The organism is Caulobacter sp. LARHSG274 (genome assembly GCF_052871235.1).
The window spans coordinates 17,547-41,448 of record NZ_JBIXJO010000005.1 but is presented as its reverse complement, the minus strand read 5'-3'; the positions used below and the strand labels follow the sequence as shown (position 1 = coordinate 41,448).

Here is a 23,902-nt window from a genome sequence, read left to right as displayed (position 1 = left end):
GGCGCTAGCCGCCGTCGGTCATACAATAGGGATGCGCGCTTTTTGATGGAAGTCCGATCCGCATTCTTCGCTGTGGCTTGCTACGGCCGATGAGCGGGCGCGCGCCCGGCCTGGGCCAGGACCCACCGGCCCAGCTCGACGGCGTGGCCGTCCCTGGGGTCCAGGCCCCGGGCCGCCATCCTGACCTCGACGCCGCCGTCCGGGCCATGGGCGATCTCGATGGCGTGCCAGCGGGCGGCCGGATGGCGGCCGCGCCCCGCGGCCGAGGCCGAGGGCACGCCCAGCACCGGGATCATCGTCCCGTCCGGACCGGCCACCGCCGCCACCTGGGCGGCGTGGGCGTGGCCGTGCAGGACCAGATTGGCGCCGCGACGGGCCAGCACCGCCCGCAGGCCGTCCTGGTCCTCCAGCGCCTTGCGCCGCGACACCGCCCCCTCGACCGGCGGATGGTGGATCAGCACCACGCGGAAGAGGTCGCGCCAGGCCGGGTCGGCGAGCAGGGCGTCCAGGCGCTCCAGCTGCTCGTCCCCCAGCCGGCCGGTGGCCAGGTGCGGCGCGGTCGGCACCGCCGAGCACAGGTTGAACAGCGCCACCGGGCCGCGGACCCGCACCTGCGGGAAGCTGGCCTGGCCCGCGTCGCCCAGCCAGGGCGTCCAGGGGGTGAAGCGCTCGGGCCGGGGAACCCCGACCAGGGCGTCGTGGTTGCCGGGGCTGACGGTGACGTCGGCGGCCGGGCCCAAGGCCTCCAGCCAGCGGCGGGCGGCGGCGAACTCGGCCGGGGCGGCGAAGTTGGTCAGGTCGCCGGTGACGGCCACGTGGTCGGGCCCGTAGGCCTTGAGGTCGGCGACCAGGGCGGCCAGCACCTGCGGCTGGTGCTCGCGGCTCTTGCGCCGCCAGGCGATCCGGCTCAGGGCCCGCTTGGACAGCAGGTCGCGCCAGCCCAGCGCGCCCTTCGGCGGCGGCAGGTGCAGGTCGGACAGGTGGGCGAGGCGGAATATCGACACGGGCGTGATCACGGATTCTGGCGGAAGCGGCCGAAGCTGCTTATCAATCGCGACGGGTTTCAAGGGGTTGTCGTACGTGAGCGTTGAAAATCATCCGCCGGAGGCCGCCAGCCCGTCCGCCGTCACGGTCGGCCGGACGAAAACGCGCCTGTGGGGCATGACCTCGGCCGAGCGGCTGTCGCGAATCTATCGCCGCCTGGGCCTGGTCGAGGCGACGCCCGAGACCGTCTTCCTGCACGGCGACGTGGTGGTGGTCGACGCCGGCTGGGTGTTCGACGAATCGCTGATCAAGGCCCTGGCCGAGCGTCCGGGCGTCGCCCTGGTCGACGAGACCGGCCGGATCGTCGCCCTGAACGTCGCCGCCGCCCAGGCCCGGGCCGCCATCGTGCGGCTGGACACCGGCGAGGACGTCACCGCCTTCGCCTTCACCCGCCTGACCGCCCTGGAGCTGGGCTCGGCCTATAACAGCGCCCTGCGCAAGCGCGAGCCGCCGGTGCTGGAGCGCCTGACGCCCGAGACCGTCGACGCCGTCGAGAAGCGATTGTTCCAGGGCTCGTACAAGGGCGTCACCGACCTGGTGACCAAATATGTCTGGCCCGCCCCGGCCCGGGTGGTCACCCGCTGGTGCGCCCTGGCGAAGATGACCCCCAACCAGGTGACCCTGATCGGTTTCCTGCTGGTGCTGGCCGCCTTCGGCCTGTTCTGGACCGGCCATTACGGCTGGGGCCTGGTCTGCGCCTGGATCATGACCTTCCTCGACACCGTCGACGGCAAGCTGGCGCGGGTGACCCTGACCTCGTCGAAGTGGGGCAACGTCTTCGACCATGGCATCGACCTGGTGCACCCGCCGTTCTGGTGGTGGGCCTGGTTCGTCGGCCTCGGCGCCCTGGGCTTGACCCTGCCGCACCCGCTGCTGCTGCTGGCGATCGTGGTCGGCGGCTATGTGCTGCAACGGGTGGAGGAGGGAATCTTCCTGGCCCTGTTCAAGGTCGAGGTCCACGCCTGGCGGCCGTTCGACAGCTTCTTCCGGCTGATCACCGCTCGCCGCAATCCCAACCTCATCCTGTTGACCCTGGCGGTGCTGGCCGGGCGTCCGGACGTCGGCTTCACGGCCATGGCCGTGTGGACGGCGATCTGCCTGGTCATCCACGCCGTCCAGATCCTGCAGGCCCTGGCCGCGCCCAAGGGCGCCGTCGTTTCCTGGCTGTCGCGCTGATGCGGATCGGGGTCGTCCGCAATCCCAGGAGCCACGCCAACATCCGACGCGGCGACGGCGAGTCGACTCCAGACGCCGTGCTGCTGGTCGAGCCCGCCACCCCGCAAGCCCTGGAGCAGGACCTGCACGCCTTCGCCCAGTGCGGGGTCAAGCTGCTGGTCATCGACGGCGGCGACGGCACCATCCGCGACGTGCTCAGCCTGCTGCCGCGCACCTTCGGGGCCAACCCGCCGCTGATCGCCCTGCTGCCGTCGGGCAAGACCAACGTCCTGGCCCTGGACCTGGGCGTGCCGCGCCACTGGACGCTGAACGACGCCGTGGCAGCCGCCCAGTCGCAGGACGCGGTGATCAAGTCGCGCTCGCCGCTGGAGGTGCGCTGGGACGACGGGCGGCCGTCGCTGCGCGGCTTCGTGTTCGGCCTGGGCGCCTTCGTGCGCGCCACCAGCCTGGCCCAGAGCGTCCATCGCCTGGGGGCCTTCCACAGCATCTCGGTGGCGATGAGCGTCCTGGGGGCCCTGATCGGCACGGTGATGGGCGGCCAGCGCGACGAGTGGCGGGCCGGCGTGCCGCTGTGCCTGGCCGTCGATGGCCAGGAGACGCGCACCGCCGACCGCTTCCTGGTCCTGGCCACCACGCTCAAGCGCCTGCCGTTCGGCCTCAAGCCATTCGGCCCGCCGCGAGAGGGGCTGAAGTATCTCGACGTCGACGCCCCGCCCCGGCGGTTGCCCGGGGCCTTTCCGGGCCTGCTGAAGGGGCGGAACTACGCCTGGCAGGCGCGCTACGGCTATCGGCGCGGCGACGCCGAACGGCTGCGCATCACCACCGACCAGCCGCTGGTGGTCGACGGCGACGTCTATGACGGCGGCTGCGGCGTCACCGTGGCCCTGGCCGAGCCCCTGAGGTTCCTGGCGGCATGAGCGCCTCGGTCATCGGCCTGACCGGCGCCGAGCTGCTGGCGCCCGCCCCGGCGCACGCGGTCGCCTTCGCCGCCCGGCTGGCCGAGGTGTTCGAAGGCCCGGCGGCGATCCTGTTCTACGGCTCGATCCTGCGGACCGGCGACCTGGACGGGGTGATGGACTTCTACGTCCTGACCGCCGGCCCGCGGCGCGGCTGGCGCGGCCTGGCCGGGCGGCTGCTGTGGCCGGACGTCAGCTATCACGAGATCACGCTCGACGGCCGGGTCCTGCGGGCCAAGGTCGCGGCCATGACCCTGGCCCAGTTCCAGCGGGCGGTGCGCGGGCAGGGGGCGGACACCACGATCTGGACCCGCTTCGTCCAGCCCTCGGCCCTGGTCTGGACCGCCGATCCGGAGGTCGCCCCGGCGGTGATCGAGGCGGTGGCCGAGGCCGCCCGCACCGCCGCCCGCTTCGCCGCCGCCCTGGGGCCGGCCGAGGGACCGCCGCGGGCCTATTGGTCGGCGCTGTTCCAGCAGACCTACGCCGCCGAGTTCCGGGTCGAGAAGGGCGGGCGCGAGCAGTCGATCCTGGCCTTCGACGCCTCGCGCTACGACCGCCTGCTGACCGCCTGCTGGCGCGAGGAGGGGCTGCTGGACATCGGCGCGCCCGAAGGCGTCGAAGGGCCGGTGCGGCCGGCCCTGGAGCCGGAGGCGCGGCGGCGGATCTGCAAAGCCTGGACCCTGCGCCGGCACCTCGGCAAGCCGCTGAACTTCGCCCGGCTGATCAAGGCCGCCTTCACCTTCGAGGGCGCGGCCCGCTACGCCGCTTGGAAGATCGAGCGCCACACCGGCCTGGCCGTGGCCCTGACCCCCTGGCGCGAACGCCACCCGGTGCTGGCCGCGCCGGGGGTGCTGTGGCGGCTGTGGCGGCTGCGGCGGGGCCGGAAGGCGTAGATCGCGGGCGCTCGCTGTAGGGCGCGATACGCCCGCCGCCGTCTTCCCGGCGAAGGCTCATAGGCGGTAAGTTAGGGTCTTGGGCCTGGCTTGATCTTCCTCATCCTGAGGTGCGAGCCGCAGGCGAGCCTCGAAGGACGCACGAAGCGGGCCGGCTGTGCGTCCTTCGAGGCCCGCTGCGCGGGCGCCTCAGGATGAGGAAGGTCGTAGCTTACCGCCTATCGGCAACCCCTAAGCCGAAACCCGCTGCAGGCGGCGCTCGACCAGGCCCATGGCCGCGCCGACCTCGGCGAACACGGCCAGGACCTGGTCGATCTGTTCGTCGGTGTGGGCGGCGCTGACGCTGGTGCGCAGCAGCGGCCGGCTGTCGGGGGTGGCCGGCGGCAGGGCCAGGTTCAGATAGACGCCGTTCTGCAGCAGGGCGTTCCACATGCCGATCGCCCGCTCGGTGTCGGGCATGGTGATCGCCACGATCGGGCTGGAGGTCGGGCCGGTCTGGAAGCCCATGCTGCTGAGGCCGTCATAGAGCCGGCGGGCGTTGCGCATCAGGCGGTGGCGCAGCTCGGGTTGCTCCTCCAGCCGGCGCAGGGCGGTGACGGTCGAGCTGACCACGGCCGGCGGCAGCGAGGCGGTGAACATGTACGGACGGCAGGTGACGCGCATGACGTCGAAGTCGTCCATGTCGGAGACGCAGAAGCCGCCGATCGCGCCCAGGCTCTTGGAGAAGGTGCCGACCACGAAGTCGACGTCGGCCTCGACGCCGGCCGCTTCAGCCAGGCCGCGGCCGTTCTCGCCCAGCACGCCCATCGAGTGGGCCTCGTCGACCAGCAGGTAGCCGCCCAGCTCGCGCTTGACGGCGGCGATTTCCTTCAGCGGCGCAGTATCGCCGATCATCGAATAGATGCCCTCGACGACGATCAGGCGCTCGCCGGGCACGTCCTTCATGCGGCGCAGGCGCTTGTAGAGGTCCTCGGGGTCGTTGTGGCGGAAGCGGATGACCTCGGCGTGGCCCAGGCGCGCGCCGTCATAGATCGAGGCGTGGCTGTCGGCGTCGAGGATCAGGTGGTCGCCGCGGCCGACCAGGGTCGAAAGCACGCCCAGATTGGCCTGGTAGCCGGTGGTGAACACCATGGCGTGCTTGCGCTTGTAGAACTTGGCCAGGGCGGTCTCGAGCTCGACATGGGCCTCGAAGCTGCCGTTGGCGATGCGCGAGCCGGTGGTGCCGGTGCCGCGCTCCTGCACGGCCTTGACCGAGGAGGCGATGGCTTCCTCGTCGAAGGTCAGGCCCAGATAGTTGTTGGTGCCCAGCAGGATGGTGCGTTTGCCGTTGATCACGCCTTCGGTGGGCGAGACGACCGCGTCGAACCGCACGTTGAAGGGGTCGGCGCCGGCTTGACGGATCGCCTTGTAAGCGTCGCGGTAGGCGAGATGTTTGTCGAAAAGCCCCATAGCTTAGGCCCTATTCCGAAGGTCTTTGATCAGATTGGCGAGATCTCCGGCCGTTTCGACCGAAGCCAGGCGATCCAGAGGGATGGAAATGTCGAAGGAGTCTTCCAGCTCCATGATGATGTTCATCAAGGCCAGGGAATCTACTGCCAGATCGCGGCCAATGTGTGTGTCGTTGCTCACATCGACGGAACGCCCGAGCACCTTGCTCGTGGCCAAGCCGATTTCACGCAGAGTAAGGTCCGTAACAGCTTCCATCCGACGCGCAATATCCCCGACCGAAGTCCTACATAACCGAATTGTAACAGCCGTCTCGCCCGAAAAGCGCCGCAAACGGCTATTTCCGAGCTTTTTTATCCTTTAGCCAGCCTTCCGACCGGTACCAACCTACGCTCTGGGCGAATCCCTCGTGCAGAAGGTACCGCACCGGGGGAAAGTCCGGAATCGGATCGTTGCTAGATAGGCTCCAATCGCCGTGAAGCAACTCCCGGGCCTTCCCCGGAGTGAGAATTGACTCCTTGCCGGTCGCGATCGCCGCCCATTTTGACAGATTCGCCAGGGACTTGATCACCCAGCCGGGGATTCGCACCAGCCGCGGCGAGGCGCCGACGGCGGTCGCGGCGGCCCGCATCAGCTCGGCCCAGCCATAGCCTTCGGGGCGGTCGTCGGACAGGGCGTGGACCCCCGGGCGCGGCGTCCTGACCAGGGCGGCGATGCGGGCGGCGGCGTCGTCGGCATGGATCACCGCCATCCGCGCCGCCGGGTCGAGCACCGGCAGGACCGGGCTGGAGGCCGCGGCCTGGAACAGCTTCAGGGTCTCCGGATCGCCCGGGCCGTAGATGGCGGGGGGGCGGACGATGGTCAGGGAGTCGCCGATCACCGCCCGGGCCGCCTCCTCGCCGGCGCGCTTGCTGGCGGCGTAGTCGGACAGCTGCGGTTCGCGCGCCGCCAGGCTGGAGACCAGGATCAGCCGGGCGCCGGCCGCCTGGGCCGCCAGGGCCACCCGGCGCGAGCCCTCGACATTGGCGCGGTCGAAGACCTGGCGGGACGGGGCCTTGATCAGGCCGGCGGCGTGGACCACGACCTGGGCCCCGGCGCACAGGGCGGCCAGGGCCGGGTCGCTCGATAGGTCGCCGATCACCAGCTGCGGTTCGAGGCCGCGCCACATCGGGTCGGCGACGTCGCGGCGGGCCAGCACCCGCACGGTCCAGCCGTCGGCCGCCAGGACCTTGACCAGGCGCCGGCCCAGGAAGCCGGTGGCGCCGGTGACGGCGACCACGGCCCCGGCGGCGGGCCCGTCCATAGTCACACGCGCTCGGCGTAGGCGCCGGCCAGATAGGCGGCGCGGGCCTTCGAGCGGCTCAGCTTGCCCGACGAGGTCTGGGGCAGGGCGTGGGCGCCGACCAGCTGGACCTGGGCCTCGACCTGGTGGCGCAGGCGCAGCACGCCGGTGATCTTCTCGACCAGGGCGGCGCGGGCGGCGGCGTCGCCGCCGCGGGCCTGGACCAGGACGACTACGGTCTCCTCGCCGTCGCCCGGGACCGAAAAGGCCGCGACATCGCCGCTGCGCAGGCCCTCGACCTCGGCCTCGGCGGTCCATTCCAGGTCCTGCGGCCAGATGTTGCGGCCGTTGAGGATGATCAGGTCCTTGCCGCGGCCGGTGATGACGATCTCGCCGTCGACCAGGAAGCCGAGGTCGCCGGTGTCGAGCCAGCCGTCGGCCGACAGCACGCGGGCGGTCTCCTCGGGCTGCTCGAAATATTCCCGCATCAGGCTGGGGCCGCGGGCGTAGATGCGGCCGACGCCGCGCTCGGGCAGCACCCGTCCGTCCTCGTCGCGCACCTGCAGCTCGTGGCCGGGCAGGGCCGGGCCGTTGCGGGCGAATTCGCGCGAGCGTTCGGCGTCGTCGGTGACCACCGCCTCGTGCTGCTCCAGCCGCCCGACGTCCAGGCGCTCGGTCTTCAGGCCGCCGCCCAGCGGGGCCATCGACAGGGCCAGGGTCGCCTCGGCCATGCCGTAGCTGGCCACGAAGGCCTTGTCCGAGAAGCCGACGCTGGCGAACCGCTCGGCGAAGGCCTTCAGCGGGCCGGTGCGGATCATGTCGCCGCCCAGGCCGGCGCTGCGCCACTTGCTGAGGTCGAGATGCTCGATCGACGCCACCTCGGCCCGGCGGGCGCACAGCTCGTAGCCGAAGGTCGGGCTGTAGGAGATGGTGCCGCCGTTCCTGGTGATCAGGTCCAGCCACAGCAGCGGCCGGCGCACGAAGGCGCCGGTGGGCAGGAGATCGACCGACATCTGGCTGGCCATCGGCGACAGCAGGAAACCGATCAGCCCCATGTCGTGATAGAGCGGCAGCCAGGAGACGGCGCGGTCGGTCGGCAGCACCTGCAGGCCGTCGCGGGTGATGGCCACGGCGTTGGCCATCAGGGCCCGGTGGGTGACCACAACCCCGGTCGGAAACCGCGTGCTGCCCGACGAGAACTGCAGGTAGCAGGTGGCGTCCGGGACGATGGCCGGCAACGTCGCATCGGCGCTATCGGGCAGGTCGGCCAGCACCCCGGCGAAGTCCAGCGGCGCGGCGGCGGCGACCTGCGCCACCCAGTCCTTCATGCCCGACGGGCCGATCAGCACCCGGGCCCGGGCCGAGGCCAGCATCCGGGCGATCTGCTCGACATAGGCCTCGCGGCCGCCCAGCGGCGCGGGCAGGGGCAGGGGGGCCGGGACCAGGCCGGCATATTGGCAGGCGAAGAAGGCGCGCACGAAGTCGGCGTCGGTGTCGGCGATCAGGCCGACGCTGTCGCCGGGCCGGGCGCCGGTGGCCAGCAGCCGTCCGGCCAGCTCCAGCGCCTGGTCCCGCAGCTTGGCGTAGGGCAGGGCCTCGACCAGTTCGCCGCGCAGCGAGTAGAGGTTGATCCCGGTCTGGCCCGTCGCCGCGAAATCGAGGGCGGCGGTCAGAGTGGGGAAGTCGGCGAAACGCACGGTTCGCGTGGAAACGGTCGGAGTGATCATCAGGAAACGCCTTTGGCGCCGTTTTTGTCGTCGACGCAAGTTTGTTCGTCGCCTTTGACGACGGACATCCGGTTGAGGCTGCGGCGCAGGGCCAGGAACATGCCCGCCGCCATCGCCGCCGCGGCGCCGACCAGGGCGACGCCGGCCCCGGTCAGGCCAAGGCTTTTGATCACCGGGACCAAGGCGGCCAGATAGACCACGCAGACCAGGAACCGCACGCGCAGGGCCACGCCGGCCCGGTTCAGCGACACCAGCATCGGTTCCAGCGGCAGGGCCAGCACGCCGATCGCGGCGGCGGCCACCTGCCAGGTCATGATCCCGGCTCCGGCGGCGAACGGCTTGCCCATCACCAGGGCCAGCAGCGGCGCGCCGAACAGCACGCAGACCAGCAGCAGCAGGCCGGCCACGGCGCCGCCCATCACCCCGATCTGGCCGGCCAGCTTGCGCATCGCCGCCTCGCCGCCGGTGGCGCGCAGCTTGGCCAGTTCCGGATAGAGGGCGGGGATCAGCAGCTTGGCCGGCTTGGCCATGCCGTCGGCCACCTGCCGGCCCACCCGCCACAGGGCCGCGTCGGCCGGGCCCAGCACCGCGCCGACCACCAGGGTGATGACGTGGGTGAAGGCGGTGTCGAGGCTGCCGTTGAAATTGGTCGCCCACGCGAAGCGCCAGGCCCCCGGCAGGCCCCGGCTCAGCGGGCCGGCCAGGGTGAAGCCCTGCAACAGCTTGCGCCGGGCCAGGTCCCACCAGGCCACGCCCAGCACATAGAAGAACGACGCGACCGTGCCCGCCGCCCAGGCGGCCAGGAACCAGCCGATCGAGGCGTCGAGGGCGAAGGCGATGGCGCAGCCGGCCAGGCGCACGATCGAGCTGACCGCCTGCTCGCCGGCCAGGAAGCGGAAGCGGTCGAACAGCCGCAGCAGGCCGACCGAGGTGGCCGAGGTCATCATGGCGATCGACAGGGCGTACAGCGCCGCCGCCGGGGCCAGGCTCGGCGGCCAGCCCAGCGACCCGCCCAGCAGCAGGGCTCCGCCGACCCCCAGCCCGACCCCGACCGCGGCCCCGATCAGGTCCAGCAGCAGCGAGAACCGCAGCACCTGCTGGAACAGCGGCCGGTCGCCCTGCAGCATCGGCCCCGCCCCGTACTGCAGCACCGTCTGCCAGGACTGGAACTTGGCCACGTCGCCGAGGAACTGGGCGTAGGCGTTGATCAGCACCAGCACGCCCATCTGCACCGCCCCCAGGCCGCGGGCGGTCAGGGCGATATAGGCCAGGCCGACCAGGGCGTTGACGGTGCGTCCGCCGAGCAGCGTCCCGGCATTGGCCAGGACCCGCTTCAGAACACTCGAATCTTGGCTCATCGCAGGCGGCGGCCCCTGGACGGCAGGCGCTCGACGATCGCCTGGGCGGCGCGCACCGACGATGGCGTTTCCTGCAGGTCGAAGCTCTCGGCGAAGCCGCGCTTCTGGGCCTCGACATAGTCGCCGTGCGAGGCCTGGGCCGCGGCGACGGCGTCGACCAGGCCGTCGACATCGTCGAGCACCGGGCCGTAGCGCCAGTGGTGGAAGCTCTCGTCGCCCTGCCAGGCGGCGTCGGCGGCGTTGAGGAACAGGCACGGCTTGGGGGTGCGCAGGAACTCGTAGACCTGGCTGGAGACGTCGCCCAGATAGATGTCGGCCGCGCGGGTGTAGGTCATGTCGATCGCCGCCGGTCCCCCCAGGTCCAGGTGAAGGCGCGGATGGCCGACGAACGGCGCCAGCGCCTCCACGGTCTTGGGGTCCGCCCCCTCGAAGAGGCGGATATGGGGGGCGAAGATCAGATTGTAACGCGGGTCGGCGGCGAATTGCTCGAGCACCTGCCGGCCCCAGCGCGGCCACGAGCCCAGGGTCGGGTGGAAATGAGGGTTGTACAACACCACCGGCCGGGCGTCGGGGAACACCGGCAGCGGCGAGGCGGGCAGGGCGTCGATGATGTCGAACTTGGGGTAGCCGACCATGGCGCAGGCCTCGGGCGCGACCCAGCCCTCGTCGATCATCCGGTCGCGCTGCTTGGGGCCGGCGGCCATCACCAGGTCGAAGGTCTTGAGCCGCGGCTCGAACGGCCCGCCGCGGTCGCCGGCCCCGTGCTGGGTGTAGACCAGCAGGCTGTCGCGCACCCCCAGCTTGCGCAGCAGGGCGGTGGTGCGCTCGGGGGCGACGATGGCGTCGTAGCGGCCCAACCGCCGGGCGTTGGCGGCCAGCATCAGCGCCTTGGGCGGGGTCGAGGCGCCCCTCAGCCGCAGCCGCCGCAGCCAGCCGGGCGGCAGCAGGCGCGAGGCGATGGTGGTCACCCCCAGGGCGGCCAGCAGCGCCCGCACATAGTCCAGGTGCTCCTGGGCGGTGGCGGCGATCTCGACCTCGATCCCCGGCCAGCCCTGGGCCATGGCCACGGCGATCGGCAGGCTGTGCAGGATTTGGTGGGTCTGGGCGATGTAGAGGAAGCAGACCCTGGGCCTGGCTCCGTCCGCCGGGGCGTCGGCCTGGATCACTTCTGCGGCGTGAGGCGCGTGCGCACCCGGCCCTTTAACAGCACCCGGTCGCCCTTGTCGCTGACCGAGTAGTTGTCGGCCTGGACCGAGCGGTTGGGCCCCGCGCCCTGCACGGCCGCGCCGCCGACCAGGTCGCCGGTGCGGGTGTCGATCAGCGCCCGCTGAGAGGCGAACTGGTAGCCCTGGCCGTTGTCGATCTTGACGTCGCCGGTCAGCAGCAGCGAGCCCTTGTCCTCCTGGTAGGCGCCGTCCTTGGCCGCCACATGGGTGGGGGCGGGCGAGCCGTAGCCGCGGGTCAGCTGCGGCGACTTCAGCAACACCTGGCCGTCGTTGCTGGGATCGCGGGTCGCCGAGCTGGCGGTGATCAGGAAGGCGCGGCCGTCCTTCAGCGTGCCGGTGAAGCGCGGATTATCCATCCGCAGCGGCGCGCCGGCCGCGGCCCCGCCGTCCTTGGACTCCAGGGCCCGCATCGTGCCCTGGGCGACGATGGCGATCGCCACCACGCTGGCCAGGCTGGGCAGCAGCAGCCGCAGCACCCGCACCGGCTTGCGGCGGCGGTTGCGGTTCTTTCGCGGCGGTCGGGCGGCGGTGGGGCTGATGGCGGTCATGGCTGTAACGAACGGTCGGGGAAGAACGACCGACTTAGTCCTCCGGAGGCGATCTCCCAAGAGGTAAAGCGACCCTGCCCCCCGCTTTGCCCGGGGTCAACCGGGCGGGAGGCCAACCAGGGCGGCGCGTTCGGCGGCGGTCAGCGGCCGCCAGCGGCCCTCGGGCAGGTCGCCCAGCCGCAGCGCGCCGATCCGCACCCGCAGCAGGTCGACGACGGTCAGCTCGACCAGTTCGCACATCCGCCGGATCTGGCGGTTGCGGCCCTCGGTCAGGACGAAGCGCAGCTGCTGGCGGCCGACGACCTCGACCTGGGCCGGGCGCAGCTGGCGCTCGTCCAGTTCCAGGCCGTGGCGCAGCAGGGCCAGCTTGCCGTCGGTGATCCAGCCGTCGACCCAGACCAGATATTCCTTCTCCAGCTCAGAAGCCGGGCCGATCACCGCCTTGGCCACCACCCCGTCCTCGGACAGGATCAGCAGGCCGCGGGAGTCCATGTCCAGCCGCCCGACCGGGGCCAGCTTGTTCTCGAAGCCGGGGATCACCGGACTGTGGCCGACCAGCGCCTCGCGGGTCAGCAGCCGCACGGCGGGGACCTGGCCGGGGTCGGGCTGGGACGAGACGATCCCCACCGGCTTGTGGACCATCACCGTCAGGGCGCCCTCCAGCTGGGCCTGGGCGCGGTCGGACAGCACCAGGGTTTGGCCGGGCTCGATCTTGCGGCCGACGTCGTCGACCCGCTGGCCGTCGATCGACACCAGGCCCTGCAGGATCAGCGCCTCGGCCTCCCGCCGCGAGCAGACGCCGTTGTGGGCCAGCCAGCGGTTGACCCGCTGCGGCTCGGCTTCGTCATAGAGGCGGGTCCAGGCCATCGGCGATCCCAGGGGGTGAGGCCGCCTGTCTAGGGCGATGCGGGGCCGGTCCGCAACCGTCGTGGCCGCGAGCCGTTGGTGTCTGGCCGGAGCACGCCATGATCGAACAGGTCGACGACGACACCGCCCTCGAGGAGGTCCTGCAGTTCCTCGAACGCCCGCCGGCCCCGGGCACGCCGGAGGATTCCTGGTTCGGCCAACGCCTGCGCCAGGTGCTGGCCGCCTCGCTCGCCGATGAGCCGGAGGACGAGGACGCCCCCGCGCCGGAGCCGAACCTGGCCCTCGACCCCGGCCTGCGCGACCGCCTGGAAGCCGCCGCCAAGCGCCGCTCCGGCAATCCGTTCGGCGAGCATCCGGACGGCATCGGCCCGACGCTGGGCATGGACCTGGGCGGCGGCCACAAGCAATAGCGCCATATTCCTCATCGGCGGGGCGGCGGCCTGGCGAAAACCGGCGATGGGGCGGAGCTGCGTCGCGCTCGCCAGAACTAGGCCATCAGCACGCGACAAACGCCAAGGTAGGTAGTTCCAGGTTTCTCGTCAGGCGTGTAGGAAGATGCAAAAGCCGCGAAGAACCGGGAGGAGACGCCATGAGCGATCTGGTGCTGACGACGTTCGACTGGGTGCCCGAGCCGCCGAGGGGCTTCGTGCGCGACCTGCGCATTCGCTGGGCGCTGGAGGAGGCGGGGCTGGCCTATCGCATGGCGACCACGCCCTTCGAGGCGCGCCCGGCCGGGCACTTTGCGCAACAGCCGTTCGGACAGGTGCCGTGGCTCACGGACGGCGACATCACCGTCTTCGAGAGCGGGGCGATCCTGCTGCACCTGGGCGAGAAGAGCCCGGCGCTGATGCCCACGGACCCGCGCGGGCGGGCGGAGGCGATGGAGTGGGTGCTGGCGGCCCTCAACTCGGTCGAAATGGCCAGCCTGCCCTGGTCGATGTTCCGCTTCATGGGCTTTCCGGGCGACGCGCCCGAGGCCGGGTTCGTCGACGGCTTCCTGAAGCTGCGGCTCGAGCGGCTGGAAGCGGTGCTGGCCGGCCGCGACTGGCTGGCCGGCGGCCGGTTCTCCGTCGCCGACCTGCTGATGGCCGACGTGCTGCGGCCGGTGGACCAGTTCGAAGGACTTGCCGCCTATCCGGCCTGCCAGACCTATCTGGCGCGGCTCACCCGCCGCCCGGCGTTCCAGAAGGCCCACGCCGACCAGCTGGCCGACTTCGCGGCGGCGGACGCGGCGCGGGCGGGGGGCGGTTAGGGCCTCTGGAGCGGACGCCGCTGCTTCATCACCCACGCTCCCTCTCCCAAGAAAAGTTAGCGTGTTGCGGCGACCGGTTGAGCCCACCACCCATGGCGGACATTCAGAGGGGGCGGCCTCTGGGCACGGCACCCAGCGTCCGGCCGCTCCCGATTGGTCACGCTTGCTCGCGGCTGAGCTGCCGAGAGACTTACTTCTCGCTGGAGCCCGCGATCTTCACCATAACTTTGTCGCACAATGTCGCAATCGCCAAAAAAACAACGGCAAGCACCGTTCCGCCGAGGAAGAATAAAATATGCACCCAACCATCATGAAATATCAGATACAATTCTGATAGCGCAATAATTGCGGTAAGGACTGACATTACTACCAATACGGCGCGAAACACATTGGCTAACCAGTAAGTGTATCCGTTCAAAATGTCTCCCTCCGCAAGACGGCATATCGTAGCACGGTCATCGGCTCTGAATTGAACCTGTGCACCGCCGCCACTTCCAGCCATGCCCTTCGGTAATCCTGACGAGGCCCGCTTTCCACCCAAGTCGGACTTTAGGCGACTGCCCGGTGACCTAATGCCTCAGCCGCGCGAAAAAATCGGAGGCCAGCGCTCGTGCCTCGTCCTCGATGGCGGGGTTGGATGCTATGTCCCGCATGATCGCGATGTAGCTGTCTCGAACCTGTGAGTCTTTCACACCATTGATGACTCGGTTCAACAACCAGGTGGTGTGCTCAGTGGGGCGGCGGTTCAGAGAAGCGACCAGCCGCTCTTCGTACCCCTTCATCCAGAAGCGTTCGATAAAATGGACGAGAGGTCCCGGCGAACCGTAGTCAATCGCCGGATGCGTCTCCATAAATTTCAGGATCGGGTCAACGGCGGCGAGGCCAACGTCGGCGCCCGTCCAGGCGTCGACCAGCCGCCCTGACTCTTCCTCGAAGGATGCGCTGTGCTCGATCGCGTCGAGCTGTGCTTGAATGCTGTGATCTGTGAACATGCAGGCTGCACAGTAGGCACGCGAGGGTCTGACATCCACCCTTCGCAGCCTCCTAAAAGGTCCGCTTCCGTCGAAGCCCGCATCCGCCCCGTCGGATGCGGCTGCGCCTTAAACCCTTGTAGGATTGGAGCTCTGGCGTCTGGCCGTGTCAAGGACGACGCAGAGCGTCGCCGCGCGCGGCCGGCCGGAGGCCGGTCCTTGACACGGCCAGACGCCAGAGCAGGCTTGCCTACAAGGTTTTAAGGCGCGGCCTCGCCGCCGAGCGGGCGGGCGGATGACCTCGCATATAGTTTCAGCCCGCCCTAGGGCCGCGCCGCCCCGCCCGTACCCTTCCCGCCCGGCCCCCGCTTGAACGTCTCGCCCACCGCGCGGGCGTCGCCGCCGTCGGGGCCGGCGGCGCGGCGTTCCTGGCGGCCGGTCTTGACGGTGTCGGCGTGCGAGGTGTCCGGGCGCTCGCCCAGGGACAGGGCGTCGTTGGCCTCGCGGCCGCGGCTGTTGCTCTTGTGGGCCATGGCGGCTCCTAATGGTGGGTGTGGTGCTCGGCGTTGCGCTTGCGGGTCGCGGCCGCCTTTTTGGCCGAGGCCGAGCGTTCGGCGGCCGGGCGCGAAGCCGCCGCCTTGCCGCCCTTCGCGCCGCCCTTGTGGGCCGCCGGATGGCCGGTGGCCTTGCCGCGGCCGGAGCCGCCGGCCTTCTTGCCGCCGCCGTCGTCCTTGTTGACCGTCGCCCAGGCCCGGCGCTCGGCCTCCTGCTCGGAGACGCCGCGCTTTTCGTAGCCTTCGGCGATGTGGTCGGCCTTGCGCTCCTGCTTGTCGGTGTACTTGGATTTGTCGCCCTGGGGCATGATCGTCCTCCATGCGCTGTGGGAGAAAAATCCATGGGCGGGGCGAGGGGTTCCCCGAAACCGCCCCCGAAGCCGCCCGCGGAACGGCCGTGGCGGCCCGGCCGTTCGGCTGGGATGGCGCGCAAGCTCAAGGTCTTTGGCTGGTCGGACGGCCTTCACGACTACACCGTGGCCGCGACCTCGCGCGCCAAGGCCCTGGAGGCCTGGGACGTCGGCCGCGACCTGTTCAAGGACGGCACGGCCAAGGAGGTGGCGGCGGGACCGGGCCACGACGCGGCCCTGGCGACGCCCGGGGCGGTGGTCACCCGCCCGGCCGGCGGCCTCGACGCGGCGCTGAAGGCCCTGCCGGCCAGGATGCGGCGCAAGCCGTCCCGGGCCGAGACGGCGCGGGCCGAGAAGCTGGCGGCGCTGCGCGGCGAGCTCGAAGCCCTGGAGGACGAGGCCGAGGCCGCCGAGATCGCCTTCGCCGAGCGCCGCGCCGCCCTCGACGCCGAGGCCGAGGCGGCGGCCGACGCCTTCGACCAGCGCCGGACCCAGCTGGAACAGGCGATCCGGGCGGCGCGTGGGCGCTAGAAGCGCATTCGCCGCCGACCCTTGAGCTTTTCCAGCGCCCGGACCGCGTGCTCGACCTGGGCCGAGACCTGGGCCACGGCGGCAGCGGGGGCCGTGGCCGGCGCCGTCGCCGGGACCGCGAGGGCCGGCTCCGGCGCTTCGGCGGCCGGCTTGCTGCGGGCCTGGCCGGTCATGGTCGCGACCTTGCGGACCACGGCGGCCAGTTCGCCGCAAGCCTTGGCCTTGTCGCGGGCGTTGCGGATCTCAGCGGGATCGTCGCTGGTCTCCAGGATCGCCCAGACCGCGTCGAGAGCGGCCATGAGTTTTACTTGCAGGGTCTCGCACCAGGCGGGGAAGGAAGATTGGGTCATGCCGCCAGTGTGCGGCCGTCCTGGAGGGTGGGGATCGGAAACCTGCGTTTTCCTATAAGAGGTTGAATTCTCTGATCTTCGATTCTGAAGTCGCGGGGATGGACCTCGCTTCCCCCGCTTTTCCCCCGTCTCCCCGGCGAAGGCCGGGGTCCAGATTCAGCCTGAGCGTTCGGGGATGATGCGCCTGCTGGCGGTGGCCGGACGACCTGCGCTCTGGGTTCGATCTGGGCCCCGGCCTTCGCCGGGGAGACGGTGAAAGAGGAAGCCCTGTGGATAACTTTCGCGTCCGAGGCCGTCGCGAAAGCTTCTGCGCCGGCGCCCCATCCTGAACCGCTTCCACCCCCATCCCCGGCCCTTCCCCCTCCAGGGGGAAGGGAGGAGGCCTGTGGATAACCCCTACGCCGTCACGTAGCGGATCAGCGCCGCCATGTTCTCGATATAGGCGCCGGTCGAGATGCCGATCTTCGGCACGTCGGCGAGGTAGGGCGAGGTGTCGGTGGGGTCGCCGACCCGGGTCATCGAGAACTCGCCCGGGGTCACGGTGGTCGAGCCGTCGCCGATATAGGGGTTGCTGACCGCCTTCATCAGGGTGGGCCACCAGCCTTCGGCGTTCAACGAGGCGACCAGCTGGGCGGCGTCGGCGGGGCTGGTGGCGGCCTCTGCGGCCTTGACGGCCCCGACATTGAGGTCGGACACCGAGATGTCGCGGGTGGTGAAGTAGCGCGGCAGGGCACGGCGGCCGCCCTTCAGCGGCGAGTCCTGGCTGGCGACCTCCGGCGGCGTCGCCTTCAGGGCCGCATAGCGCTTGCGCAGCTTGTCGATATTGACCGCCCGGAACGACGAATAGTGGACGATGGTGTTCTCCCAGTGCTTGTCGACGAAGTACTCGCCGTTGAACACGTTGGAGCCGCGGCGGTGGACGTAGAGCGGTTCGTTCGTGCCGATCTCGATGAAGGTCGGATAGCGCGACTTGCCGGGGGCGATCTTGTCGTCGAGCTTCAGGCCGGCCAGCCAGTCGATGGCCTCGGGGATGCGGGCCAGGTATTTCGGGTCGCCGGTCAGTTCGTAGAAGTCCATCAGGTTTTCGAGATTGCCCGCCGTGGTGTGGCTGGCGAAGGCCTTGGGCTCATAGGTGCGGGCCCCGGCCGGCTTGAGGTCGGCCACCGTGTGCTGCAGGCCCCAGCCGGGCTGCGGCATCGGCTGCTGGGCGGCGACATAGACGTCCATGGCCCGGCGGATCGGGTCCAGCACCCGCTTATCGCCCAGGGTCTGCCAGACCATCAGCAGGAACTTGATGTTCTCGTCGACGACGCCGTCGTTGAAGGTGATGTAGCCGGTATAGTCGGGATGGCCCTTGTTCTCGAAGCCGCTCATCAGCGGAAAGCGCTGGGGCCAGCCTCCGACCGGATACTGGCTGTCGAGGACGAATTGGATGGCCTTGTCCAGCGCCGGCTTGAAGGCCTTGTCCTTCTTTTCCAGATAGAGCCGCAGCAGCAGCTGGCAGCTCTCGGCCGTGCCCTCGTCGTCGAAGGTGGCGTTGCCGTAATAGTGCTGGAATTCCTCCAGCCGCCAGCCGTTGCGGCCGATGGTGGCGTACCACTTCTTCAGCGACTCCTCGCCGGCCAGGTCGCCCATGTAGTTCCAGCCGCCGGCTGGGTGCTGGATCTTGATCAGCGCCTCGGCGGCCCGCTTGGCGGCCTCGTAATAATATTCGTCGCCGGTGGCGTGATAGGCGTCCAGCAGCAGGTGGCCGACGCTGCCGGTGCCGGGCGGCTGCACCCAGATCATGGTCGGATAGGCTTCCATCTCGCCGAACCGCCGCGAGAAGTCGGGCAGGTAGCTCCAGACATAGCCGCCCTGATAGGCGGCCTTCTCGGCCATGAAGGTGGCGGCCTTCTTCATCGTCGCCAGCACCTGGTCCTTGCTCGGGGCGGTCCCCTGGGCCAGGGCCTGCAGCGGCGCCAGGGCGGCGGCTGCGGCGAAGGTCGCGGTGGTGGTGGCCAGCAGGCGGCGGCGGGTCAACGGGCTAAGCGGCATCTGGGTCGGACTCCCGGGCTGGCGGGGCCCGCGACGCAAGGACGCGGCCTGGCCGGCCGGCGAGGCGCCTTCGGGGACCTGGGGCCCGTCCGATCCTGTGGCGTCCTCCCGGTCCGGATCGGGCCGAACCCCTGTCGCCGCTGGCCGGCGCATTGTTGCGCTTAGTTATGATACCGGTGTCATTATTTGACCAGCGGCTTTTCGAAGAGCAATGTTCCGTGACGCCCGTCATCCCTGCGACAGGCCGTCGCGTTGCGGACGGGGCCGGCCTCGGCGAGAAGGACAACGTCGGTTTTAGAGGCGACGCCGCCGCGCCGGGACTGGTAGCGCGGCACGCCGTCCTGTTGGGGAACAGGACGACGGCCCCGGGTCAGAAATGATCCGGGGCCGTTTTCTTTTCGACCGACGAGTTTGCGGTAAGACTTTGAATTTCTGTGAAATTACACCGTTCTGCGACCAGCGGTCACATGGTCCGACCGGTTAATCCCTCGTAAAGATTCACTATGCCCATGCAACCCAATCTCCTGAACGACGCCGAGCGCCTGGAACGCGAAGCCGAAGGCCTGGAAAGACAGGCCGAGATCGCCGACAGCGAGCACGCGCGCGCCGCCCTGCGCCGCATGGCCCAGACCTCGCGGCTGTCGGCCGCCCTGGTCGGCATGCTGGAAGCCAGCCGCGAGGTCGACTGAGCTTGGTCGGAGCGCGGTGATCGACGGCTGAATCGTCTTTCATCCCCGTCTCCCCGGCGAAGGCCGGGGCCCAGATTCAGCTGTGGCGCCGGACACTAATTCGGTACACCCAGCCCTATGATCTGGACCCCGGCCGGAGTTTATCCTGAGGCGCGCTCCGCGCGACCTGAGGGCCGGGGAGACGGAAGAGGATGGGCGTTTCGATCTGGCCTCATCCTCCGCCTAAACGCCCCGCCGACACACGCGTCGCTTGAATTGCCGGCCAAGCCGGTGATCATGGGCGTTCGCGATGGAGATCGGGGTGGCGGACGAGGGATCTGACAAGGCGGTTCTGGAGGGCGCGGGCGCTTACTTCCTCAGTATCGTCGAGGCCAGTCGCGACTGCATCCGGGTGATCAGCGCCGACGGCCATGTCGAATACATGAACCTGCAAGGCCAGACGCTGTTCGAGATCGACGACTTCGACGGCCGCAACCGCCTGCGCTACTGGCCCGACCTGTGGCCGGCCGAGGGCCGCCCCAGCGTCGAGCACGCCCTGCGCCGGGCCCTGGCCGGCGAGGCCAGCTCGTTCCGGGCCATCTGCCCCACCGCCAAGGGCGAGCTGCGCTGGTGGGACACCACGGTCTCGCCGATCTTCAGCGACGACCGCCTGGTGACGCGGGTGCTGGCCACCTCGCGCGACGTCACCCGCGAGATGCGCTCGGAGGCCCAGCGCCAGCTGCTGGTCAACGAGCTGAACCATCGGGTCAAGAACACCCTGGCCACCGTGCAGTCGATCGCCAGCCAGTCGCTGCGCAACGCCGGCGTCGACATCGGCGTGCGCGGGGCCTTCGAGGGGCGGCTGATGGCCATCGCCGCCACCCACAACGTCCTGACCGACGAGAACTGGTCGGCCGCCAGCCTGCGCCAGATCATCGACGGCTCGGTGACGCCCTACCGCTCCCATCCCGGCCAGCTGACCATCCGCGGCGAGGACCTGATGGTCTCGCCCAAGCCGGCCGTGGTCATGGCCCTGGCCTTCCACGAGCTGGCGATCAACGCCCTGAAGTACGGGGCGCTGTCGGCCTCGGGCGGCCATGTCGACATCTCCTGGTCGGTGGGGGCGGGCGAACGGCTGAGCATCGACTGGGTCGAGCGGGACGGGCCGCCGGTGCGGCCGCCCACCCGGCGCGGCTTCGGCTCGCGCATCGTCGAGATGGCCCTGCCCAACGAGCTGGGCGGCGAGGTGGCGCTGGACTATCGGGCCGAGGGCCTGAGGTGCTCGATCCGTTCGCCGCTTTCGGCCTTGGACAGGGCCGACGCCTTCATGCCATTGACCGGCTAGCGCAGGATGGGGCCGGATAGAAACGCCCATCCCATTCCGTCTCCCCGGCGAAGGCCGGGGCCCAGATTCAGCCGTCGTGTTGAGCGCTTATCCGAAACACATAGCGCTATGACCTGGGCCCCGGCCTTCGCCGGGGAGACGGGGTGAAAGAGGATTCAGCCTTGATCGCTGAAGCCGGGGAGCCGCGTCGCCGATGATTGCTGAACGTCTGAAGGCTGGCCTGATCCGCCATCGGCTGCTGATCGGGGCGGCGGCGGGGGCGTTGCTGGCCGTGGTCCTGCTGCTGGCCTGGCTGGGCTCCAACCTGCCGATCTCCCGCGCCCTGGAGCCGCTGCCCAGCCGGGCGATCGTGCTGCTGGACGCCCAGGGCAAGCCCTTCGCCCGCCGCGGCGCCTACAAGGAGGCGCCGGTGGTGGTCAGGACGCTGCCGCCCTATGTGCCGGCCGCCTTCGTGGCCATCGAGGACCGGCGCTTCTACCATCACCTGGGCATCGACCTGCTGGGGACGGCCCGGGCCGCCTGGGTCAATTCCCGGGCCCACCGCACCGTCCAGGGCGGCAGCACCATCACCCAGCAGCTGGCCAAGAACGCCTTCCTCGGCCCCGAGCGCAGCCTGCGCCGCAAGGGCCAGGAAGCGCTGATCGCCCTGTGGCTGGAACTGCGGCTGTCCAAGGACGAGATCCTGGCCCGCTACCTGTCGAGCATCTATTTCGGCGACGGGGTCTACGGCCTGGGGGCGGCGGCGCGGCACTATTTCGGCAAGCCGCCGGAAAGGCTGTCGATCGGCGAGGCGGCGATCCTGGCCGGGATGGTCAAGGCCCCGGTCGACCTCGATCCCGTCGACCACCCGGCCGCGGCCCGGCGGAGGGCCCGGCTGGTGCTGGAGGCCATGGTCGAGACCAAGGCGATCACCCGCGCCCAGGCCGAGGCCGCCGCCGATGTCGCGATCCCGCCGGCCCGCGCCGCCCTGCCGGTGGGCGGCTATTTCGCCGACTGGATCTCGCCGCAGGTCAAGTCGGCCTTCGACGGCGCGGCCTATGGCGAGGTGCGGGCTCCCACCACCCTCGACTCCCGCCTGCAGCGCCGGGCCGAGCAGGCCGTGGCCCGCGGCCTGGCCGAGGCGGGGCGGGCGCGGATCGGCCAGGCGGCGCTGGTGGCGATGCGGCCCGACGGCCGGGTGGTGGCCATGGTCGGCGGCCGCGACTATCGCCGCAGCCCCTTCAACCGCGCCGTCCAGGCCCGCCGCCAGCCGGGCAGCGCCTTCAAGCTGTTCGTCTACCTGGCCGCCCTGCGCGACGGAGCCACCCCCGAGAACCTGGTGGTCGGCGACCCGGTGACCATCGGCGGCTGGACGCCGAGCAATTACGAGGGCGGCGGCGGGCGTGATCTGACGATCCGCGACGCCTTCGCCCAGTCCAACAACATCATCGCCGCGCGGGTGTACCAGCAGGCCGGCGGGCCCGAGGTGGTCCGGGCGGCGCGGGACCTGGGGATCGTCTCGCCGCTGCGCGAGGACGACGCCACCCTGGCCCTGGGCACGGCCGAGACCAGCCTGCTGGAGCTGACGGCCGCCTACGCCGCCGTGGCCTCGGGCAAGATGCCGGTCCGGCCCTACGGTCGCCCGCGCACGACGCCGATCGCCACCGCGGACATGGACACCGCCGAGCGGGCGGCGCTCTACGACCTGCTGGGCGCTGTGGTCGAGGAGGGCACCGGCCGCGCCGCCCGCCTGCCGCAACGGGCCTATGGCAAGACCGGCACCACCCAGGACTATCGCGACGCGGTGTTCGTCGGCTTCACCGGCGACCTGGTGGTCGGGGTCTGGGTCGGCAATGACGACCATTCGCCGATGAACCGGGTGGTCGGCGGCGGCCCGCCGGCCCGGATCTGGCGCGACTTCATGGCCAGCGGCCTGAAGGCCGGCCTGATCGCCCGCGACCGTCCGCCCGAGCCGCGCGTGCTGCGACCGCCGCCGGGCGAGCCCGAATTCGAGCCACCGGCGCCGCGACGCGAGAGTCATGTGCCAAAATGGTTGCGGCGGCTCTTTGGTCTGTGAATACTCGCGAAAATTGAGTGTGGCCCGTCATTTGCTCCCGCTATCCCGCCGCGCCCCAGAATGGGACGCTTTCCAAAGGCGGATGGCGGCGGAGTCGGAAAAAAGGCGTCGGAACATGCATTCGAGGACAGTTCTCCTGATCGGCGCGGCGGCGATCGCGTCGGCCGCCCTGGGACCGGTCATGGTCTCGAGCGCCGCGGCCGACGGCTATCCGGCCCGCGCCACGCCCATCGTCCAGGCCAAACCCAAGCCGCGCCGCGCCGCGCCGGCCCGGGTGCGGATCGTCAGGCAGCCGGTCTATATCGAGAAGCGGGTCGAGGTGCCGGTCAATCGCCTGGTCTATGTCGACCATCCGGTCGAGCGCATCGTCGAGAAGCGGGTCGAGGTGCCGGTCGTCAAGATCGTCGAAAAGCCCGTCGACCGTCCTGTCTATGTCGACCGCCCGGTGGACCGGATCATCGAGAAGCGGGTGGAAGTCCCCGTCGATCGCGTCATCGAACGACGCGTGGAAGTGCCGGTCGATCGCCCGGTCTATGTCGACCGCCCCGTCGACCGGATCATCGAAAAGCGCGTGGAGATCCCCGTCGATCGTCCGGTCTACATCGATCGTCCGGTGGACCGGATCGTCGAACGCCGGGTCGAGGTGCCGGTCGATCGCCCGGTCTATATCGACCGCCCCGTCGACCGGATCATCGAAAGGCGCGTCGAAGTGCCGGTCCAGGTGCCGGTCGACCGCCCGGTCTATATCGAGCGGCCCGTCGCGGCGCCGGTCTATGTCGAGCGCGCGCCGCGGGTGGTCCGCAGCCGCGGCTGCGACTGCGAGGCCTATGAGCACGGCCACGACTATGTCGAAGGCGACGCCTATGCGGCGCATGGCGGCTATTCCGAAAGCGTCGAGAGTTCCGAAAGCTACGAGTCCGGCGGCTGGAGCCAGCAGGACAGCGGCTGGAGCTATATGGGCAGCTCGATGGCCGGCGACGGCTACGCCCAGTCGCTGGACGGCGTCGGCGGCGGCTATTACGGCCGCTCGTCCCGCTACGGCGTCGGCGGCGGCTGGGTCGGCGGCGGCTCCTGGGGCGGGTCGAGCTATGGCCGGGGCTGGTCGGGCGGCGGGAGCAGCGCCTCGTCGAGCGCCAGCTCCAGCGTCTCGACCAGCGTGACGGTGTCCGGCGGCGGCCACGGCGGCTACGGCCACAGCGGCGGCGGTTGCTGCGGCCGCTAGCCTACGCACGGGCCCCTGGCCCGCGGCCTTGATGGCCCGCCCG

Annotated in this window: 25 protein-coding genes; 10 read left to right on the top strand and 15 right to left on the bottom strand. The window is 70.4% G+C overall.

Annotation, left to right across the window (positions count from 1 at the left end):
• Positions 1–80: 80 nt before the first annotated feature.
• The gene (locus ACIPQB_RS11735) at positions 81–1,004 is read right to left on the bottom strand and encodes a metallophosphoesterase family protein (RefSeq protein ID WP_446485412.1); all 924 of its coding nucleotides are present in this window, start codon (positions 1,002–1,004) and stop codon (positions 81–83) included.
• Between the two features lie 157 nt (positions 1,005–1,161).
• Here ACIPQB_RS11735 and ACIPQB_RS11730 point away from each other — a divergent pair, with 157 nt between their 5' ends.
• From ACIPQB_RS11730 to ACIPQB_RS11720, 3 genes are read left to right on the top strand one after another with little or no spacing between them, the layout of a single operon-like run.
• A complete protein-coding gene (locus ACIPQB_RS11730) occupies positions 1,162–2,220 on the top strand; it encodes a CDP-alcohol phosphatidyltransferase family protein (RefSeq protein ID WP_446485584.1) in 1,059 nt (352 codons plus the stop codon).
• Positions 2,220–3,137, top strand: a complete 918-nt coding sequence (locus tag ACIPQB_RS11725; protein WP_446485411.1) for a diacylglycerol/lipid kinase family protein — start codon at positions 2,220–2,222, stop codon at positions 3,135–3,137. The genes ACIPQB_RS11730 and ACIPQB_RS11725 overlap by 1 nt, the downstream gene beginning before the upstream one ends.
• Positions 3,134–4,069: a hypothetical protein gene (locus ACIPQB_RS11720; protein ID WP_446485410.1), complete on the top strand. Its 936-nt coding sequence runs from the start codon at positions 3,134–3,136 to the stop codon at positions 4,067–4,069. Before ACIPQB_RS11725 ends, ACIPQB_RS11720 begins: the two co-directional genes overlap by 4 nt.
• A gap of 231 nt (positions 4,070–4,300) precedes the next feature.
• On the opposite strand, the gene spt is transcribed toward ACIPQB_RS11720, so the two are convergent.
• The 8 genes from spt to ACIPQB_RS11680 all read right to left on the bottom strand — a co-directional run bounded on the left by spt (position 4,301) and on the right by ACIPQB_RS11680 (position 12,523).
• Positions 4,301–5,518 (bottom strand): serine palmitoyltransferase, encoded by a 1,218-nt coding sequence (gene spt, locus ACIPQB_RS11715; protein ID WP_446485409.1) that lies wholly within the window; start codon positions 5,516–5,518, stop codon positions 4,301–4,303.
• 3 nt (positions 5,519–5,521) lie between these two features.
• Positions 5,522–5,773, bottom strand: a complete 252-nt coding sequence (locus tag ACIPQB_RS11710; RefSeq protein WP_446485408.1) for an acyl carrier protein — start codon at positions 5,771–5,773, stop codon at positions 5,522–5,524.
• Positions 5,774–5,852: 79 nt separating this feature from the next.
• Complete coding sequence (locus ACIPQB_RS11705) at positions 5,853–6,818, bottom strand: NAD-dependent epimerase/dehydratase family protein (RefSeq protein ID WP_446485407.1); 966 nt, start codon at positions 6,816–6,818, stop codon at positions 5,853–5,855.
• Positions 6,819–6,820: 2 nt separating this feature from the next.
• A complete protein-coding gene (locus ACIPQB_RS11700; protein ID WP_446485406.1) occupies positions 6,821–8,524 on the bottom strand; it encodes a fatty acyl-AMP ligase in 1,704 nt (567 codons plus the stop codon).
• Positions 8,524–9,882: a lipopolysaccharide biosynthesis protein gene (locus ACIPQB_RS11695; RefSeq protein WP_446485405.1), complete on the bottom strand. Its 1,359-nt coding sequence runs from the start codon at positions 9,880–9,882 to the stop codon at positions 8,524–8,526. The genes ACIPQB_RS11700 and ACIPQB_RS11695 overlap by 1 nt, the downstream gene beginning before the upstream one ends.
• Positions 9,879–11,048: a glycerophosphotransferase gene (locus tag ACIPQB_RS11690; protein WP_446485404.1), complete on the bottom strand. Its 1,170-nt coding sequence runs from the start codon at positions 11,046–11,048 to the stop codon at positions 9,879–9,881. The genes ACIPQB_RS11695 and ACIPQB_RS11690 overlap by 4 nt, the downstream gene beginning before the upstream one ends.
• On the bottom strand, positions 11,045–11,656 hold the full coding sequence (gene lptC, locus ACIPQB_RS11685) for an LPS export ABC transporter periplasmic protein LptC (RefSeq protein ID WP_446485403.1): 612 nt from the start codon (positions 11,654–11,656) through the stop codon (positions 11,045–11,047). Before lptC ends, ACIPQB_RS11690 begins: the two co-directional genes overlap by 4 nt.
• 96 nt (positions 11,657–11,752) lie before the next feature.
• Positions 11,753–12,523, bottom strand: a complete 771-nt coding sequence (locus tag ACIPQB_RS11680) for a pseudouridine synthase (protein ID WP_446485402.1) — start codon at positions 12,521–12,523, stop codon at positions 11,753–11,755.
• 98 nt (positions 12,524–12,621) lie between these two features.
• Between ACIPQB_RS11680 and ACIPQB_RS11675 the strand changes: the two genes are divergently transcribed.
• On the top strand, positions 12,622–12,933 hold the full coding sequence (locus tag ACIPQB_RS11675) for a hypothetical protein (protein ID WP_446485401.1): 312 nt from the start codon (positions 12,622–12,624) through the stop codon (positions 12,931–12,933).
• Positions 12,934–13,112: 179 nt separating this feature from the next.
• Positions 13,113–13,775 (top strand): glutathione S-transferase family protein, encoded by a 663-nt coding sequence (locus tag ACIPQB_RS11670; protein WP_446485400.1) that lies wholly within the window; start codon positions 13,113–13,115, stop codon positions 13,773–13,775.
• Positions 13,776–13,965: 190 nt separating this feature from the next.
• On the opposite strand, the gene ACIPQB_RS11665 is transcribed toward ACIPQB_RS11670, so the two are convergent.
• The 4 genes from ACIPQB_RS11665 to ACIPQB_RS11650 form a co-directional block, all read right to left on the bottom strand.
• Positions 13,966–14,277 (bottom strand): hypothetical protein, encoded by a 312-nt coding sequence (locus tag ACIPQB_RS11665; RefSeq protein WP_446485399.1) that lies wholly within the window; start codon positions 14,275–14,277, stop codon positions 13,966–13,968.
• A 67-nt stretch (positions 14,278–14,344) separates the two neighbouring features.
• Positions 14,345–14,767, bottom strand: coding sequence for a hypothetical protein (locus ACIPQB_RS11660; RefSeq protein WP_446485398.1), 423 nt, complete (start codon positions 14,765–14,767; stop codon positions 14,345–14,347).
• A gap of 302 nt (positions 14,768–15,069) precedes the next feature.
• Positions 15,070–15,279, bottom strand: coding sequence for a hypothetical protein (locus ACIPQB_RS11655; RefSeq protein WP_446485397.1), 210 nt, complete (start codon positions 15,277–15,279; stop codon positions 15,070–15,072).
• 8 nt (positions 15,280–15,287) lie between these two features.
• Positions 15,288–15,608, bottom strand: coding sequence for a plasmid stabilization protein (locus ACIPQB_RS11650; RefSeq protein ID WP_446485396.1), 321 nt, complete (start codon positions 15,606–15,608; stop codon positions 15,288–15,290).
• Positions 15,609–15,722: 114 nt separating this feature from the next.
• Here ACIPQB_RS11650 and ACIPQB_RS11645 point away from each other — a divergent pair, with 114 nt between their 5' ends.
• Complete coding sequence (locus ACIPQB_RS11645; protein ID WP_446485395.1) at positions 15,723–16,181, top strand: hypothetical protein; 459 nt, start codon at positions 15,723–15,725, stop codon at positions 16,179–16,181.
• Here the strand turns inward: ACIPQB_RS11645 and ACIPQB_RS11640 are convergent.
• A complete protein-coding gene (locus ACIPQB_RS11640) occupies positions 16,178–16,531 on the bottom strand; it encodes a hypothetical protein (RefSeq protein WP_446485394.1) in 354 nt (117 codons plus the stop codon). The two genes, ACIPQB_RS11645 and ACIPQB_RS11640, sit on opposite strands and share 4 nt — an antisense overlap.
• 396 nt (positions 16,532–16,927) lie before the next feature.
• Positions 16,928–18,568, bottom strand: a complete 1,641-nt coding sequence (locus ACIPQB_RS11635) for a pectate lyase (protein WP_446485393.1) — start codon at positions 18,566–18,568, stop codon at positions 16,928–16,930.
• 509 nt (positions 18,569–19,077) lie between these two features.
• Between ACIPQB_RS11635 and ACIPQB_RS11630 the strand changes: the two genes are divergently transcribed.
• The 4 genes from ACIPQB_RS11630 (at position 19,078) to ACIPQB_RS11615 (ending at position 23,859) form a co-directional block, all read left to right on the top strand.
• Entirely contained in the window at positions 19,078–19,257 is a 180-nt protein-coding gene (locus ACIPQB_RS11630) for a hypothetical protein (protein ID WP_446485392.1), read from the top strand.
• Positions 19,258–19,558: 301 nt separating this feature from the next.
• Complete coding sequence (locus ACIPQB_RS11625) at positions 19,559–20,581, top strand: sensor histidine kinase (RefSeq protein ID WP_446485391.1); 1,023 nt, start codon at positions 19,559–19,561, stop codon at positions 20,579–20,581.
• Between the two features lie 193 nt (positions 20,582–20,774).
• On the top strand, positions 20,775–22,637 hold the full coding sequence (locus ACIPQB_RS11620) for a transglycosylase domain-containing protein (protein ID WP_446485390.1): 1,863 nt from the start codon (positions 20,775–20,777) through the stop codon (positions 22,635–22,637).
• A gap of 115 nt (positions 22,638–22,752) precedes the next feature.
• Complete coding sequence (locus tag ACIPQB_RS11615; protein ID WP_446485389.1) at positions 22,753–23,859, top strand: IMCp domain-containing protein; 1,107 nt, start codon at positions 22,753–22,755, stop codon at positions 23,857–23,859.
• The last annotated feature ends 43 nt before the right edge of the window (positions 23,860–23,902 follow it).

Excerpts from the sequence above, each read along its gene's own strand:
- ACIPQB_RS11730 (WP_446485584.1), top strand. The coding sequence starts at position 1,162 with ATGACCTCGGCCGAGCGGCTGTCGCGAATCTATCGCCGCCTGGGCCTG.
- ACIPQB_RS11725 (WP_446485411.1), top strand. The coding sequence starts at position 2,220 with ATGCGGATCGGGGTCGTCCGCAATCCCAGGAGCCACGCCAACATCCGA.
- ACIPQB_RS11720 (WP_446485410.1), top strand. The coding sequence starts at position 3,134 with ATGAGCGCCTCGGTCATCGGCCTGACCGGCGCCGAGCTGCTGGCGCCC.
- spt (WP_446485409.1), bottom strand. The coding sequence starts at position 5,518 with ATGGGGCTTTTCGACAAACATCTCGCCTACCGCGACGCTTACAAGGCG.
- ACIPQB_RS11710 (WP_446485408.1), bottom strand. The coding sequence starts at position 5,773 with ATGGAAGCTGTTACGGACCTTACTCTGCGTGAAATCGGCTTGGCCACG.
- ACIPQB_RS11705 (WP_446485407.1), bottom strand. The coding sequence starts at position 6,818 with ATGGACGGGCCCGCCGCCGGGGCCGTGGTCGCCGTCACCGGCGCCACC.
- ACIPQB_RS11700 (WP_446485406.1), bottom strand. The coding sequence starts at position 8,524 with ATGATCACTCCGACCGTTTCCACGCGAACCGTGCGTTTCGCCGACTTC.
- ACIPQB_RS11695 (WP_446485405.1), bottom strand. The coding sequence starts at position 9,882 with ATGAGCCAAGATTCGAGTGTTCTGAAGCGGGTCCTGGCCAATGCCGGG.
- lptC (WP_446485403.1), bottom strand. The coding sequence starts at position 11,656 with ATGACCGCCATCAGCCCCACCGCCGCCCGACCGCCGCGAAAGAACCGC.
- ACIPQB_RS11680 (WP_446485402.1), bottom strand. The coding sequence starts at position 12,523 with ATGGCCTGGACCCGCCTCTATGACGAAGCCGAGCCGCAGCGGGTCAAC.
- ACIPQB_RS11675 (WP_446485401.1), top strand. The coding sequence starts at position 12,622 with ATGATCGAACAGGTCGACGACGACACCGCCCTCGAGGAGGTCCTGCAG.
- ACIPQB_RS11670 (WP_446485400.1), top strand. The coding sequence starts at position 13,113 with ATGAGCGATCTGGTGCTGACGACGTTCGACTGGGTGCCCGAGCCGCCG.
- ACIPQB_RS11665 (WP_446485399.1), bottom strand. The coding sequence starts at position 14,277 with ATGGCTGGAAGTGGCGGCGGTGCACAGGTTCAATTCAGAGCCGATGAC.
- ACIPQB_RS11660 (WP_446485398.1), bottom strand. The coding sequence starts at position 14,767 with ATGTTCACAGATCACAGCATTCAAGCACAGCTCGACGCGATCGAGCAC.
- ACIPQB_RS11655 (WP_446485397.1), bottom strand. The coding sequence starts at position 15,279 with ATGGCCCACAAGAGCAACAGCCGCGGCCGCGAGGCCAACGACGCCCTG.
- ACIPQB_RS11650 (WP_446485396.1), bottom strand. The coding sequence starts at position 15,608 with ATGCCCCAGGGCGACAAATCCAAGTACACCGACAAGCAGGAGCGCAAG.
- ACIPQB_RS11645 (WP_446485395.1), top strand. The coding sequence starts at position 15,723 with ATGGCGCGCAAGCTCAAGGTCTTTGGCTGGTCGGACGGCCTTCACGAC.
- ACIPQB_RS11640 (WP_446485394.1), bottom strand. The coding sequence starts at position 16,531 with ATGACCCAATCTTCCTTCCCCGCCTGGTGCGAGACCCTGCAAGTAAAA.
- ACIPQB_RS11635 (WP_446485393.1), bottom strand. The coding sequence starts at position 18,568 with ATGCCGCTTAGCCCGTTGACCCGCCGCCGCCTGCTGGCCACCACCACC.
- ACIPQB_RS11630 (WP_446485392.1), top strand. The coding sequence starts at position 19,078 with ATGCAACCCAATCTCCTGAACGACGCCGAGCGCCTGGAACGCGAAGCC.
- ACIPQB_RS11620 (WP_446485390.1), top strand. The coding sequence starts at position 20,775 with ATGATTGCTGAACGTCTGAAGGCTGGCCTGATCCGCCATCGGCTGCTG.
- ACIPQB_RS11615 (WP_446485389.1), top strand. The coding sequence starts at position 22,753 with ATGCATTCGAGGACAGTTCTCCTGATCGGCGCGGCGGCGATCGCGTCG.